This window comes from Roseovarius atlanticus (assembly GCF_019802205.1).
Lineage (GTDB): Bacteria > Pseudomonadota > Alphaproteobacteria > Rhodobacterales > Rhodobacteraceae > Roseovarius > Roseovarius atlanticus_A.
Map to the genome: position 1 here is coordinate 550,080 of NZ_JAHVHQ010000003.1, position 12,639 is coordinate 562,718.

Sequence of the window (12,639 nt, forward strand, 5' to 3'; positions counted from 1 at the left end):
GTAGTCGGGCAGGATGGGAAAGGGGCGTCGGGCGTGGGTCCGGCGCCCTTTTTCGTGGGGTGCGGGCGCGTGGGTTTTCACCCACCCTACCAAGCGATGGATGGAGAACGTGCGTTCAGGGCAGAAACCGGCTAAATTTGCGCCAGTATACAGTTGCATTCCGCTAAGTTATTGAAAGTGCGCTTCAATCTATTTTCATCGCCGGGCCTTGTCGCTAGGGTGCCCGGAAACGCCAGGACGCGAGAGCCATGCCGCCCATTGAAGATCATCCGCTGCGATACGAGCTGTCGAACGAGCTGCACGCGCGGCCTTTTCCGAACCTGTGCGCGCCGGCGACCGGCGTCTTCCTGGCGATCAAGCGGGTCGAGGGGGCGGCGGCGCGGGACCGGGGCGATGACCTGGCGCATCTGACGGCGTTGCTGGACCGTTATGGCGCGGCGCATCCCAAGCCGGGTGCCTCGCATTATTCCGGCGATATCGGCAAGCACCATCTGAAATGGGAGCGGCATACCGAGTTCGTCACATATACCGCGTTCCGTGACGGGGTCAGCGACCGGCCTTTCGATCCGGCGGAGTTCGAGGTCTTTCCGGGCGACTGGCTGAGCGAGGCGCCGGGGCACCGGATGACCTCGGCCATGGTGCGGATCGAGACGCAGAAGGACGAGGACACGGTGCGCCGGAACATCCACGACTGGTTCGTGGCCGACAGCGTGGCCGTGGCGCGGGTGCTGGACGACAGCGCCATCATCGCGGGGGATTTCCGCATCGACCCGGCAGGGCATCTGCGGTTCATGGTCAATGCCTCGGAAGATATCGGCACGCGGCGGATGGGGCGCGTGGTGCAGCGCCTGTTCGAGATCGAGACCTACAAGACCATGTCGATGCTGGGCTTTGCCAGGGTGGGCGAGATGCGGCCCGACATGGGCGCGCTGGAAGAGCGGCTGACGCATCTGATCAGCAACATGCCGGGCGGGTCGGTGGCGGCGGAGGACACGCTGGACGACCTGCTGGAGATCTCGGCCAAGCTGGAGGGGATGGTGGCGCGGTCGTCCTATCGCTTTGGCGCCACCTCGGCCTATGAGCAGATCGTGAAGCAGAGGATCACGGTGCTGCGCGAGGAGCGGTTCAACGGGCGGCAGACCTTCGGCGAGTTCATGATGCGGCGCTACGATCCGGCGATGCGCACCGTGCTGTCGACCAAGGAACGGCTGGACGCGATGTCGGACCGGGCGATGCGGGCGGGTGAGCTTTTGCGGACGCGGGTGGACGTGGAGCGCAGCGCGCAGAACCAGGACGTGCTGGAGAGCATGAACCGGCGCGCGGACTTGCAACTGCGGCTGCAACGCACGGTCGAGGGGCTGTCGGTGGTGGCGATCAGTTACTACGCGGTGTCGCTGGCGGGGTATCTTCTGTACCCGCTGACCGAGCCGACGGGGCTGTCGAAGGAGATGCTGACGGCGATCGTGGCGCTGCCGGTGGTGGCGGCGGTGTGGTGGATGATCAAGCGGGTGCGCGAGAAATTGGATTAGGGGCGGCGTACCCACCAAAGGTGGGTTTTCACCCACCCTACGGTGCCGCGGGGGGACGCCAAAGCGGCGGCGGTGGGATGGCGGCGGTGGGTGAGCCTGGCAGGAGTGACGGCAGAGTCGAGGGGCCGGCGAATCGAAAAGGGGCACGCGATGTTTCAGGCTTTTGCGGGGATCTGGGCGCTGCTGATCGGGATCGTGCTGATCATGCTGGGCAACGGCATGCATTTCACGCTGATCGGTCTGCGCGGGGCTATCGAGGGGTTTTCCTCGGCCGAGTTGGCGGTGGTGACATCGGGCTATTTCGTGGGGTTCCTGCTGGGCGCGCGCTATGCGCCGCGGCTGATCCGGCGGGTCGGGCATGTGCGGGTCTTCGCCGCCCTGGGCAGCTTCATGTCGGCGGGGCTGATCGCCTTTCCGCTGCTGGCCGAGCCCTGGGCCTGGACCTGCCTGCGGATCCTGATCGGGTTTGCCATGTCGGGCATTTACGTGACCGCGGAAAGCTGGCTGAACAACGCGGCGACGAACGAGACGCGGGGCAAGGTTCTGTCGGCCTACATGATCGCGCAGACGTTGGGGATCATCGGGGCGCAGGGGCTTTTGAACCTGGGCGAGACGGCGGGCGCGTCGCTGTTCATCGGGGCGTCGATCCTGGTGTCGGTGTCGTTCGCGCCGATCCTTTTGTCGGTGACGCCGGTGCCGGCGGCGGAGGTGATCCGCGCGATGCCGTTGCGGGAGCTGTTCACCGGCTCGCCGCTGGGCACGGTGGGGATTTTCCTGCTGGGCAGTCTTTACGCCACGCAATCGGGGATGGGCGCGGTCTATGGCGCGCAGATCGGGATGGGCAAGGGCGAGATCGCGCTGTTCATCGCGATGCTGTTCGGGGGCGCGCTGGTGCTGCAATATCCCATCGGGTGGCTGTCGGACCGGATCGACCGGCGCAGGGTGATCTTTGGCGCGGCGGCGCTGGGGGCCGCGTTCTGCCTGCTGGGCTGGGCCATGGGCGGGACGTTCTGGCCGCTGATGACGGCGGCGTTCCTGACCGGCGGCGTGACGACGCCGCTCTATTCGCTGCTGCTGGCCTATACCAACGACTTTCTGCCGGTCGAGGACATGGCGGCGGCGTCGGGCGGGCTGGTGCTGACCTTCGGGATCGGGGCCATCCTGGGCCCGCTGGCGGCGGGCTGGGTGATGGACGTGTCGGGGCCGGCGGCGTTCTGGCTGGTGCTGGCGGCGGCGTTCGCGGCGATTGCGGCCTATGCCGCCTACCGGATGACGAAACGGGCCGCGACCCCGGTGGACGAGACCGAGAGCTACCTGGGCGTGCTGCCGGCCTCATCGGCCTTCGTGGTCGAGGCGGCGGGCACGTGGTCGGCCGAGCAGGGGGAAGACGACGCCGACGCCTGACGCGGCGGGGCCGATCCTCTTTTGTGCTTTACAGCTTGCGCATACTCGCCTTAGGTCGAGGAATTGGTTCTCGTACCCGTCTATTTTTCCAGTACCCGTAATTTCAGAACTCGCACCGGGGACATTGAAATGGCTGCAAATTCAGAGTCGGCGCACGCGGACCCGTCGTGGTTCGTGGGGCCTGGGGACACCGATTACCTGGCATGGTTCTTGGTGGTCCTGCTGTGCCTGGCAATCTACGGGATCGTCGTGCTTTATGCCGCGTTCGACAGGTGGGCCGAGCATCGGTCGCAAGGCACGCCGCTGGCGAAGACCATTCCGACGATGCTGACCATCGCGCTGCTGTACGAAATCTTTCCGCTGGACCATTTCAACATCCTGCTGCCGCTGAGCGCCATCCTGATCGCGCTGATGGCGGATTGGTCGCGGTTCAACCTGGGGCATGTCGAGGTGGTGCCCGAGGGCGCGGGCGAGACGGCGCACGAATCGGCACATGCGCAGAGACTGGCGCAGTCCGGGGGGGCGGCGCATGATTGAGCTTCTTCTGACATCGTTTCCGGTGATCATCCGGTATTTCCAGCTGAAGCGGCGGGGCGAGGCGCTGAGCGTGTGGAACATGAAGACGGCGGTGGTGATGTGGGCCGTCATGGCCTTTGCGCTGTTCCTGGTGATCTTCTACTTCCATCCCAAGAGCTATTCCGGGCTGGTGCCGTTCCGCACCGTATCGGTCGTGGCGCAGACCAGCGGGCCGGTGACGGAGGTGAACGTGGTGAACGGGCAACGGGTCGCGGCGGGCGATGTGCTGTTCCGGATCGAGGACGCGTCGCAGAAGGCCGCCGTGGCCGAGGCCGAAGCGCAGTTCGACCAGATCGCGGCGGCGGAAACCAAGGCGCAGGATGCCCTGAAGGTGGCAGACTCGCAGGTCAAGGAGATCGAGGCCAACCTGACCAAGCTGACGGTCGACCTGGAGAACGCGCAGACGCTGGTGGACCGCAACGTGGGCCGGGCGGACGATGTGCGCACCGCACAGGCCGCGCTGGACGCGGCGCAGGCCGGGCTGGCCGCGGCGCAGGCGCAGCGGGATGCGGCGACCTCGGACCTGGAAGAGGGTATCCCGGCGCAGCGGCGCGCGGCGGAGACCAAGCTGGAAAGCGCCAAGGTGGCGCTGGAGCGCACCGTGGTGCGCAGCTTTGCCGCCGGAACGGTCACCCAGCTGGCGATGAGCGAGGGCAGCCCGGCCTCGACCCTGATCCTGAGCCCGGCGATGGTGATCATCCCGGAACGGAGCGCGGACACGCCGGCGCGGATCGTGGCCGGGTTCTCGCAGGTGGCGATGGCCAACCTGCACGAGGGAATGCCGGCCGAGATCGCCTGTGACGCCAATGCCAACCTGTCGTTCCGCAACGCGGTCCTGCCGGCGCGGGTGGTGGCGATTCAGCCGGCCATCGCGACGGGGCAGGTGACGCCGGGGGCGAAGCTGCTGGATCCCAACAGCGTGCGGCAGCGCGGGTCGGTTCTGGTCTACATGGAACTGGTTCATCCCGAGCACGAGGAGATCGTCCTGGACGGGGCGGGTTGCATCGTACAGACCTACCGCACCGACCTGCCGGGAATGGGCGGGCATCTGGTGGCCGCGACCGGAGTGGTGAAGGCCGCGGGGCTGCGGCTGAAGGTCTGGGGGTCGATCATCTCGGGCGTGGGGCTGGCCGGGGGCGGCGGGCACTGAAGCGCACCCCATAGACCCGGATCACGGCTGACCCGCCAAAGCGCGCGTAGCACACAAGCGTTGTACGCCTTTCGCCTTTGGCTGATGCCTCTGGTGAAAGGCGAAACGATTTAGGGTCCGGCCAACCGGACCCCGGTATCTCAGAACGCCTCGGGTTTCGCCTCGCGCGCCATGTGGTCGAGGACGGCGTTGACGAAGCTGCCTTCCTTGCCCTCGGGATAGAAGCTCTTGGCGACATCGACGAATTCGCTGATCACGACCTTGACCGGCGCTTCGCCTTCGAGGAACTCGGCCCCGGCGGCGCGGAACACGGCGCGCAAGGTGGGGTCGATGCGGGCGATGGGCCACTTGGCTACCAGCGCACGGTCGGTCATCTGGTCGATCTTGGACTGCCAGTTGACGGCCTGTTCGACCAGCTTGCGGAAGAGGTCGATATCGCCGTCGGCCATGTCGATGCCCTCTTCGACTTCCTGCCCGAAGCGGAAATCGAGGAATTCGCGGATGATCGTCTCGTAGGACTGGCTGGAATGTTCCATCTGAAAGAGTGCCTGCACGGCGTAGAGCCGCGCGGCGGAGCGCATCTTGCGTTTCTGGTTGCCGGAAAGTTCGGTCATGCGGTGGGCGTATCCTTGGGCGTGCCTGCGAGCCTGTATTCTTCGGCGTCGGGCATGAAGCCGACGCCCTTGCGGGTGCCCCACTTGCGGGTGAGGGCGATAAGGTGAAGGGCGGCGGCGGCGGCGCCCGCGCCCTTGTTCATCTGTTCGGGGTCGGCGCGTTCGACGGCCTGGTCGCGGTTTTCGACCGTCAGGATGCCGTTGCCGATGCAGAGGCCCTGAAGGCCCAGCAGGGTGATGCCGCGGCTGGAATCGTTGCACACGGTTTCGTAATGCGTGGTGGCGCCGCGGATGACGCAGCCCAGGGCGACGTAGCCGTCGAAATTCGACAGGCGCTCGGCGATGCCGATGGAGGTGGGGATTTCCAGCGCGCCGGGGACCTCGACGAGATCGCAGGTGGCGCCGGAGGCTTCGATTTCGGCCTTTGCGCCTTCGATCATCATGTCGGCGATGTCGCGGTAGAAGGGGGCCACGACGATCAGCAGCTTGACGGGCTTGTCGAACGTGGCGCGGGGCAGGGTGTCTTCGGTTCCGGCCATGGCGTTATCCTTCGCTGAGCGGGTGGGTCCCGACGATGCTGATGCCGTAGGCGTCGAGCCCGAGATAACGGGTCCTGGGGCTGTCGGTGACGAGGATCAGTTCGTGCACGCCCATGGTCGACATGATCTGGGCGCCGAGGCCCGTCTGCTTGATCGTGCGGGGCGTGTCGTCCTCTTCCATTTCCGAGGCGAGCGAGGGCCGGGGCTGGCGGAAGAGGAAGACCGCGCCGCGGCCTTCGCGGGCGATGATGTTCATGGCGCGGGGCAGCTTGCCGGTGGGGCCTTCGGATTTGGCGTCAAGGCCGATGCCCAGCACGTCCTCGAGCGCGTTGAGCGCGTGGGTGCGGGCCAGCACGGGCTTGCCGTCGGTGATGTCGCCCTTGGACAGCACCACGTGTTCGGTGTCGGTGATCTGGTCGGCGAAAATGCGCATCTCCCACGCGCCGCCATGGGACGAGGTGACGGTCTCGCGCCGGACCTCGCGCACGAGGTTGTCGTGCTTGTGGCGGTAGGCGATGAGGTCGGAAATGGTGCCGATCTTCATGCCGTGGGCCCGCGCGAAGTCCACGAGGTCGGGCAGGCGGGCCATGGTGCCGTCTTCCTTCATGATCTCGCAGATCACGCCGGAGGGGTTGAGACCGGCGAGGCGCGAGATGTCCACGGCGGCCTCGGTGTGGCCGGCACGCACGAGCACGCCGCCGTTGCGGGCGCGCAGCGGAAAGACGTGGCCCGGCGTGGCGATATGGGCCTGGGTGTTCTGCTCGTTGATCGCGGTCGAGATGGTCAGCGCGCGGTCGGCCGCCGAGATGCCGGTGCTGACGCCCTCGCGGGCCTCGATGCTGACGGTGAAGGCGGTCTCGTGCCGCGACGAGTTGTTGACGGCCATCATCGGCAGGCCGAGGCGGTCGATGCGTTCCGACGTCATCGGCAGGCAGATGAGGCCCTTGCCGTGGGTGGCCATGAAATTGATCACCTCGGGCGTGGCGAATTCGGCGGGGATCACCAGGTCGCCCTCGTTCTCGCGGTCCTCGTGGTCGACGAGAATGAAGATGCGGCCGGCGCGCGCCTCGGCGATGATCTCTTCGGTGGAGGAGATCGCGGAACGCAGCTCGGCCTCGACGGGCCCGGGTTTTTCGAAGGCTTGGGTTTCGGACATCTGGCGCCTCTGGGGTTACAGGCTCGCCAGATAGCGCAGGGGTTTGCGGAAGGCCAGAGGGGATGTCGGGTTAAGGCCCCCGGCTGACGGGTTCGGAGGTGGCCGTCGGACGACATGTCGCGGCGGAACGGCACCGATCAGCCGGTGGCGCGGGTGCTTTTCCTTGAGGCGCGGGGATGTTGTGCTACACTTATGTGCAACGCGCAAAGGAGTCGTCCAATGCCCAAGCTCATCCGCATGTATATCGTGAACGTCGCCATCGGCTTTGGCCTTGCGGCGGTCTTCGTGGGGATGCTCTTGTGGTTCGATATCGCCAACCTGTGGCACCTGGTCAGCCATTCCGACAAGGGCTGGCTGGCGGTCCTGCTGCTGTGGGTGTCGAACGGGATCGTCTTTGCGGGCGTGCAGTTCGGCATCGCGGTGATGCGGATGAAGGACGATGACGACGACGATGGCCCCGGTGGCGGGTTGCGCCAGCACGTGATGCGGCGGGACCATGCGACGATCCCGGTGCGGGTGGATCAGGGCGCGCGTCCGTTCTGGAGCAAGCGGTAGGCTTTTTCCGATCGGGGTTTCAGCAAGGTGGCGGGGTGTGGTGTCCGGCGTGGTTACGCGTGGGTTGTCACCCACCCTACGCATTCGTCCGACGTCATCCTCGGGCTTGAGCCGGGGATCTCTGGCGTCGGGCGGTCCGGGATCGGGTCCGGGAACACCTGGAGCATGCGGTAGGTTTTTTCCGATTTGAATTTGTGAGACACGCTGTAGGGCGTGCGTCGGGTTCGCGAAGCGCGTGGGTTTTCACCCACCCTACGCTCGTCCGAGGTCATCCTTGGGCTTGACCCGGGGATCTCTGGCGTCGGGCGCTCCGGGATAAAGGGACGATTTCAAGCCACGGCGCGGCGCAATGTGCGGAAGGTGTGACGGGCCCGCACGCAACCGTTTGGTTCTCTCATTCCCGAGGACCTGTATATACAGGTGGGCGCCGGGTAACCGGACCAGGGCCCGGACAGAGCCAGCTCCCTCGGAATTGCTTAAGGCCACCGGAATGCAACCGTTCACGAGAAGGGCAGCACCCGTCACCCCATTGAGGTAAGGCGTCGGGGGCGGTGCGGCAAGGGGCTATTCCGCGGCATCCGAAATAAATCCGTAGTCCCGCAATTGCTCGGGCAGGAGTACGTAGATCTCGTCGGGGGGCGTGGCCAGCGCATGGGTCATGACCATCGGGTCGATGCCCATCTCGTCGAGATAGCTCATGACCTCGCCCTGGCCCGCCTGGATATCCTCGACGGCGAAGGAGGCGGGGAGAATCGTGCTTTCGCCGAAATAATGCTGGTGGACGCCGACTTGGGCGGCGACGTCGATCTCGCGCGTGGCGCCGCCGGCGAGCATGTAGGGACAGGCGGAGAAGCAGTATTCGCCCGACAGCATCCGGGTTGTTAGGCCGGAGTCGCGGAAGTGGCGGCCGAGGGCCAGTGCCTCGGTCACGGTGCCGCCGGGGGATTGCAGGATGAGCGTCTCGGGGGCGGGTTCGATTTCCTCCAGCCGCTTTATGATGCGGGCAGCGTCGCCTTCGGCAATGCCGCCCTCGAGCCGGTAGGTGGTGCCGTCTTCCTGCGTCAGCACCAGGCGCTCGGGCAACTCGCCCGGGTCGCGGGCGGGGCGCGTGGCGGGGCGGTCGCGGTCGGGGCGGAAAAGGCGGCGCTGGTCGCCGGGGCGCACGGGTTCGGTCAGTCGGGGGGCGTTGGGGCCGAGCCCCGGCAGGCGCAGGCCCGAGACGCTGACATCGCCCAGCACGAGCAGGGCGCCGATGCCGATCTGGAAGATCAGCGCGCCGGTGAGGATGCGGGCGACGGGCGGGCCGTGCCTGCTCTTGGGGTTTTCGTCCTGGTCGGCGTCGCTCATGGCGTGGTTCCGGTGATGCGCTTGACCTTGTGACCATCCTCGCGCGTGTCCTCCTGCCCGGGTTTGCGCGGGGCGGGCGTGTCCTCGATCTCGTGCGCCACGGCGATGGCGGCGCGCAGTTCGGCCACGGTCATCGTGTCCTCGATATCGGTGCCGTCGCGCATCGAGCGGATCATGCCGTGGGTGATCGACAGGATAAGCACCAGGACGGCGGGCAGAAGGTCGATGGCGATGGCCCCGGCCCAGGAGGGGACGAAGTTGCGGGCATAGAGGATGACCGCGTCGGCCGACGAGATGGGCGTGTAGGTGACCTCTGGTGCGGGTTCGAGTGCTGCGACCTCCTGTGCGGCGCGTTCCAGCGTGGCGGCGCGTTGGCCCAGGACCTCGAGCACCGAGGTGATGGTGGCGGCCTGGTCGCCGCGCCCGGCCTCGGTGCGGCTGTCGAGCTCGGGCAGCACGACGGAGGCCGAAAGATCCTGCGCGGCGCGCTCCACCAGCGGCGCGACGGTCAGCTGGCGCATCTGGGTGATGAGGCCTTGCAGGCGGACGGCGGCCTCGGAAAACTCGACCGAGCGGGCCTCGACGGGCCCCGGTTCGACCGTGAGGGAGCGCATCCGGCTGAGGATGGTGTTGCCTTCGGCGAAGGCGGTGTCGACGAGCGGGGTCTGTTCGGCGATCTGCGCCTCAAGCGCGGCGAGTTCGGCGGATTTCTGGCGCAGGACGCGGAAGACGGCACCGCGGCCGGCAAGGCCCGAGAGGTTGCCGGTGGCTTCCTGTTCGCTGAGATCCTCGAAGGATTGGCGGACGCGGGCGACGTCGCGGCCCAGGGCCTGGCCGCTGAGCGCGATCTCGTGCGCGCGTTCGAGGCTTTGCTGGTAGTCCTGCACGGTCTCGGCCAGGTGCTGTTCGACCGCCGCGGACCCGGCGAGCGCCGCGGCGTTGAGCCAGCTGGACATGGCGATGATGGCGACCGAGCCGAGGCCCATCGCGCCCAGTAGGCCGACGCGGGCGCGCGCGGTGGTGACGGCGGGAAAGAGGCGCAGCAGGTAGGACCAGAAGACGAAGATGCCCACCGAGACGGCGACGGAATAGGCCAGCGCGGCGAAGGTGGACATCGCGCCGGTATCGTCCAGCAGGGAGGACACGCCGAGATAGGTATAGATACCCGAGGCCACGGCCAGCACACCGAGAGCGGTGCCGGAGAACGTCTCCAGCCAGTCGATATGGCCTTCGAGATCGCGCGCATAGCGGGCGCCGCGGGTGCGGGCGGAGTCTGTGGCGGGATCGGGCATGGCGGACCTTTCTAGGACGAAAAGAAGGGGCGCGACCGTGCCAGACCCCGGGACATCAGTATGAAATGGTTAATAAATAGCGCAAGACAAGGCTGTGTGATGTGCATTTCGCGTGCAGGGGGTTGCCAATGTTCACGTATTGTTCATAAATTGGGGCCATGCAGGACGTCGCCACGGATATCCCCAGGTTGCAGCCCGGCCAGCTTCTGGCGCGGGGCGTGTGCCGGCATTTGTTGGGCTATGATTTCGCCACGGTCGAGGAATTCTCGCCCGAACGGGGCAAGCGCGTGGACGTGATGGCGCTGGGCCCGAAGGGCGAGATCTGGGTGGTGGAATGCAAGTCGAGTCGCGCCGATTTCACCTCGGATTTCAAGTGGGACGGCTACCTGGAATGGTGCGACAGGTATTTCTGGGCGGTGGACGAGGCGTTTCCGACCGATCTGTTGCCCGAGGGCACGGGGCTGATCATCGCGGATGCCTATGACGCGCAGATCCTCCGCATGGCGCCGGAACACAAGCTGTCGGGCGCGCGGCGCACGGCGCTGACGCGGCGGTTTGCGCGGCAGGCGGCGCTGCGGTTGCAGGGGGCCCGGGATCCGGGGCTGTAGGGCGGCGTTTTCTGAGCAGAAAACGGGATAGAAAATGCGTATTTTCTATTTCAAAATTTGCGTAAATTTTGGGTGCCGGGGGCTAGCGTTTCGTCTCGGCGGCCTTGGCGGCGGCGAGGATCTCCTCGGCGATCTCGCGGGCCTCGTCGGGCTCGAAATCCATGGGAATCTCGGTGGCGCCTGCCATGATGAACAGGCGCACCATGCCCTGGTCGGTGGGACCGATCTGCAGATTCGCCTCGATGTCGCGTTCGTCGTTGATGCCCACGGCCGCCTCCTGGATAATTGGAATGGCCTACCGCCTTGGCCGCGTGAAGGCAAGCGGGTTGGAATGGGCGGGGAAGTGTCAAAGAGGCTTGCAATCGCGGACCGGGAAAGTTAAATCCGTGCCGCGTGCCGCCTTAGCTCAGTTGGTTAGAGCGCCTGATTGTGGATCAGGAGGTCCCCCGTTCGAGCCGGGGAGGTGGTACCATCCCCCTTTCTTGCAGATCGAACCCGTTGCGCGGCTAGTCGGTGGTGACGTCGATGGTCTGGCGCAACTCGCCCGTGACCTCGTCGAAGATCAGGATCGTGTCGGCGTCGGTGACGATTGCGTACCAGCCATCGGCGCGGGTGAAGGCGGTGGGCGTGGTGCCGTCGGGCAGGGTGATCTCATCGGGCAGGGCAGCGCGGGTGGCACCGGAGAACTTGGTGACAAAGAGCGCGACGATGACTAGAAACCCGAGAATCATCACGCCCGTCAGGACGGTCACGAGGGTGCGCAGATAGCGCACCATCCCGGGGTCGATCGACGGCGGCTGAGGAGAGTCGTTCATGGGCGCAGCCCCCCTGGAGTCCAGTGTTACCGTGCGGATCGGGGCCGATCCGCCGCCGCGCCTTGATAAGGCGCTCGCGCGCGATGTGCCAGAGGAAGCGTCGCTGTCGCGGACGCGGCTGGCGCGGCTGATCGCGGAAGGTGCGGTATGCGTGGGCGGTGCGGTGGTCAACGACCCCAAGGCGAAGGTGATGGAAGGCGATATCGTCGAGATCACCGTGCCGGTGGCCGCCGAGGTGGACGTGGTGGCGCAGGAGATCGCGCTGGAGGTGGTCTTCGAGGACGACGACCTGATCGTGATCGACAAGCCCGCGGGCATGGTGGTGCATCCCGCGCCGGGCAGCCCGGACGGGACGCTGGTCAATGCGCTGTTGCACCATTTCGGCGGCAGCCTGTCGGGCGTGGGTGGTGAGAAGCGCCCGGGCATCGTCCACCGTATCGACAAGGAGACCAGCGGTCTGCTGGTGGTGGCGAAGTCGGACCGGGCGCATCACGGGCTGGCCGCGCAGTTCGAGGCGCATAGCGTGGAGCGCAAGTACCTGGCCGTCGTGCACGGGGTGCCGGATGCCGCCGACCCGCGGTTGCGCGGCGTGCGCGGGGCCAGTTTCGAGGCCGGCAACATCCTCAAGCTGACGACTCAGCTGGCGCGTCACAAGACGGACCGGCAAAGGCAGGCGGTGCTGTTCGGGGCCGGGCGGCACGCGGTGACGCGGGCGCGCGTGGTCACGCCCTTCGGAGTGCCGCCGCAGGTGGCGCTGATCGAATGCTGGCTGGAGACGGGCCGCACGCACCAGATCCGGGTGCACATGGCCCATGCGGGCCACGGGCTGGTGGGCGATCCGGTCTATGGCGGACGGCGCAAGCTGAACGAAAAGGCGTTGTCGCCGGGCGCGCTGGCAGCCGCGCGGGACTTTCCGCGGCAGGCGCTGCATGCCGCGGTGCTGGGGTTCGTGCATCCGGTCACGGGCGAGACGATGCGGTTCGAGGCCGACCTGCCCGAGGACATGGCGGGCCTGTTGCAGGAACTGGGCGTCCCGGCCTGACGTTAATATGAC

The 12,639-nt window shown here is 66.6% G+C and carries 14 protein-coding genes and 1 tRNA gene; 8 read left to right on the forward strand and 7 right to left on the reverse strand.

What is annotated here, in order from left to right; all coding sequences use genetic code 11:
• Window positions 1-248 precede the first annotated feature (248 nt).
• The 4 genes from KUV49_RS08490 to KUV49_RS08505 all read left to right on the forward strand — a co-directional run bounded on the left by KUV49_RS08490 (window position 249) and on the right by KUV49_RS08505 (window position 4,659).
• On the forward strand, window positions 249-1,529 hold the full coding sequence (locus tag KUV49_RS08490; protein WP_222449574.1) for a DUF3422 family protein: 1,281 nt from the start codon (window positions 249-251) through the stop codon (window positions 1,527-1,529).
• A gap of 150 nt (window positions 1,530-1,679) precedes the next feature.
• Window positions 1,680-2,933 (forward strand): MFS transporter, encoded by a 1,254-nt coding sequence (locus KUV49_RS08495; RefSeq protein ID WP_222449575.1) that lies wholly within the window; start codon window positions 1,680-1,682, stop codon window positions 2,931-2,933.
• Between the two features lie 129 nt (window positions 2,934-3,062).
• Entirely contained in the window at window positions 3,063-3,470 is a 408-nt protein-coding gene (locus KUV49_RS08500) for a hypothetical protein (protein WP_261391100.1), read from the forward strand.
• Window positions 3,463-4,659: an HlyD family secretion protein gene (locus tag KUV49_RS08505; RefSeq protein ID WP_222449576.1), complete on the forward strand. Its 1,197-nt coding sequence runs from the start codon at window positions 3,463-3,465 to the stop codon at window positions 4,657-4,659. The genes KUV49_RS08500 and KUV49_RS08505 overlap by 8 nt, the downstream gene beginning before the upstream one ends.
• Before the next feature lie 140 nt (window positions 4,660-4,799).
• Here KUV49_RS08505 and nusB read toward each other — a convergent pair whose 3' ends face one another.
• The 3 genes from nusB to ribB are packed head-to-tail and all read right to left on the reverse strand — an operon-like array spanning window position 4,800 to window position 6,968.
• Window positions 4,800-5,273 (reverse strand): transcription antitermination factor NusB, encoded by a 474-nt coding sequence (gene nusB, locus KUV49_RS08510; RefSeq protein ID WP_152491800.1) that lies wholly within the window; start codon window positions 5,271-5,273, stop codon window positions 4,800-4,802.
• On the reverse strand, window positions 5,270-5,812 hold the full coding sequence (locus KUV49_RS08515) for a 6,7-dimethyl-8-ribityllumazine synthase (protein WP_222449577.1): 543 nt from the start codon (window positions 5,810-5,812) through the stop codon (window positions 5,270-5,272). The genes nusB and KUV49_RS08515 overlap by 4 nt, the downstream gene beginning before the upstream one ends.
• Before the next feature lie 4 nt (window positions 5,813-5,816).
• A complete protein-coding gene (gene ribB / locus KUV49_RS08520) occupies window positions 5,817-6,968 on the reverse strand; it encodes a 3,4-dihydroxy-2-butanone-4-phosphate synthase (RefSeq protein ID WP_222449578.1) in 1,152 nt (383 codons plus the stop codon).
• Between the two features lie 219 nt (window positions 6,969-7,187).
• On the opposite strand from ribB, the gene KUV49_RS08525 reads away from it, so the two are divergent.
• The gene (locus KUV49_RS08525) at window positions 7,188-7,523 is read left to right on the forward strand and encodes a hypothetical protein (protein ID WP_222449579.1); all 336 of its coding nucleotides are present in this window, start codon (window positions 7,188-7,190) and stop codon (window positions 7,521-7,523) included.
• A gap of 564 nt (window positions 7,524-8,087) precedes the next feature.
• Here the strand turns inward: KUV49_RS08525 and KUV49_RS08530 are convergent.
• Both KUV49_RS08530 and KUV49_RS08535 read right to left on the reverse strand, forming a co-directional pair.
• The gene (locus KUV49_RS08530) at window positions 8,088-8,870 is read right to left on the reverse strand and encodes a hypothetical protein (protein WP_222449580.1); all 783 of its coding nucleotides are present in this window, start codon (window positions 8,868-8,870) and stop codon (window positions 8,088-8,090) included.
• Window positions 8,867-10,162, reverse strand: coding sequence for a hypothetical protein (locus KUV49_RS08535; protein WP_222449581.1), 1,296 nt, complete (start codon window positions 10,160-10,162; stop codon window positions 8,867-8,869). Before KUV49_RS08535 ends, KUV49_RS08530 begins: the two co-directional genes overlap by 4 nt.
• Window positions 10,163-10,320: 158 nt before the next feature.
• Between KUV49_RS08535 and KUV49_RS08540 the strand changes: the two genes are divergently transcribed.
• Window positions 10,321-10,770, forward strand: coding sequence for an MmcB family DNA repair protein (locus tag KUV49_RS08540; RefSeq protein WP_222449582.1), 450 nt, complete (start codon window positions 10,321-10,323; stop codon window positions 10,768-10,770).
• Window positions 10,771-10,852: 82 nt separating this feature from the next.
• Here KUV49_RS08540 and KUV49_RS08545 read toward each other — a convergent pair whose 3' ends face one another.
• Complete coding sequence (locus KUV49_RS08545) at window positions 10,853-11,038, reverse strand: DUF6324 family protein (RefSeq protein WP_172978797.1); 186 nt, start codon at window positions 11,036-11,038, stop codon at window positions 10,853-10,855.
• A 127-nt stretch (window positions 11,039-11,165) separates the two neighbouring features.
• Between KUV49_RS08545 and KUV49_RS08550 the strand changes: the two genes are divergently transcribed.
• Window positions 11,166-11,242 (forward strand) — tRNA-His (locus KUV49_RS08550).
• A 34-nt stretch (window positions 11,243-11,276) separates the two neighbouring features.
• Here the strand turns inward: KUV49_RS08550 and KUV49_RS08555 are convergent.
• Window positions 11,277-11,585: a DUF6476 family protein gene (locus KUV49_RS08555; RefSeq protein ID WP_222449583.1), complete on the reverse strand. Its 309-nt coding sequence runs from the start codon at window positions 11,583-11,585 to the stop codon at window positions 11,277-11,279.
• Here KUV49_RS08555 and KUV49_RS08560 point away from each other — a divergent pair.
• Window positions 11,584-12,627, forward strand: a complete 1,044-nt coding sequence (locus KUV49_RS08560) for an RluA family pseudouridine synthase (protein WP_222449584.1) — start codon at window positions 11,584-11,586, stop codon at window positions 12,625-12,627. The two genes, KUV49_RS08555 and KUV49_RS08560, sit on opposite strands and share 2 nt — an antisense overlap.
• The last annotated feature ends 12 nt before the right edge of the window (window positions 12,628-12,639 follow it).

Excerpts from the sequence above, each read along its gene's own strand:
- nusB (WP_152491800.1), bottom strand. The coding sequence starts at position 5,273 with ATGACCGAACTTTCCGGCAACCAGAAACGCAAGATGCGCTCCGCCGCG.
- ribB (WP_222449578.1), bottom strand. The coding sequence starts at position 6,968 with ATGTCCGAAACCCAAGCCTTCGAAAAACCCGGGCCCGTCGAGGCCGAG.
- KUV49_RS08490 (WP_222449574.1), top strand. The coding sequence starts at position 249 with ATGCCGCCCATTGAAGATCATCCGCTGCGATACGAGCTGTCGAACGAG.
- KUV49_RS08500 (WP_261391100.1), top strand. The coding sequence starts at position 3,063 with ATGGCTGCAAATTCAGAGTCGGCGCACGCGGACCCGTCGTGGTTCGTG.
- KUV49_RS08560 (WP_222449584.1), top strand. The coding sequence starts at position 11,584 with ATGGGCGCAGCCCCCCTGGAGTCCAGTGTTACCGTGCGGATCGGGGCC.
- KUV49_RS08555 (WP_222449583.1), bottom strand. The coding sequence starts at position 11,585 with ATGAACGACTCTCCTCAGCCGCCGTCGATCGACCCCGGGATGGTGCGC.
- KUV49_RS08525 (WP_222449579.1), top strand. The coding sequence starts at position 7,188 with ATGCCCAAGCTCATCCGCATGTATATCGTGAACGTCGCCATCGGCTTT.
- KUV49_RS08530 (WP_222449580.1), bottom strand. The coding sequence starts at position 8,870 with ATGAGCGACGCCGACCAGGACGAAAACCCCAAGAGCAGGCACGGCCCG.
- KUV49_RS08535 (WP_222449581.1), bottom strand. The coding sequence starts at position 10,162 with ATGCCCGATCCCGCCACAGACTCCGCCCGCACCCGCGGCGCCCGCTAT.
- KUV49_RS08515 (WP_222449577.1), bottom strand. The coding sequence starts at position 5,812 with ATGGCCGGAACCGAAGACACCCTGCCCCGCGCCACGTTCGACAAGCCC.
- KUV49_RS08540 (WP_222449582.1), top strand. The coding sequence starts at position 10,321 with ATGCAGGACGTCGCCACGGATATCCCCAGGTTGCAGCCCGGCCAGCTT.
- KUV49_RS08505 (WP_222449576.1), top strand. The coding sequence starts at position 3,463 with ATGATTGAGCTTCTTCTGACATCGTTTCCGGTGATCATCCGGTATTTC.
- KUV49_RS08495 (WP_222449575.1), top strand. The coding sequence starts at position 1,680 with ATGTTTCAGGCTTTTGCGGGGATCTGGGCGCTGCTGATCGGGATCGTG.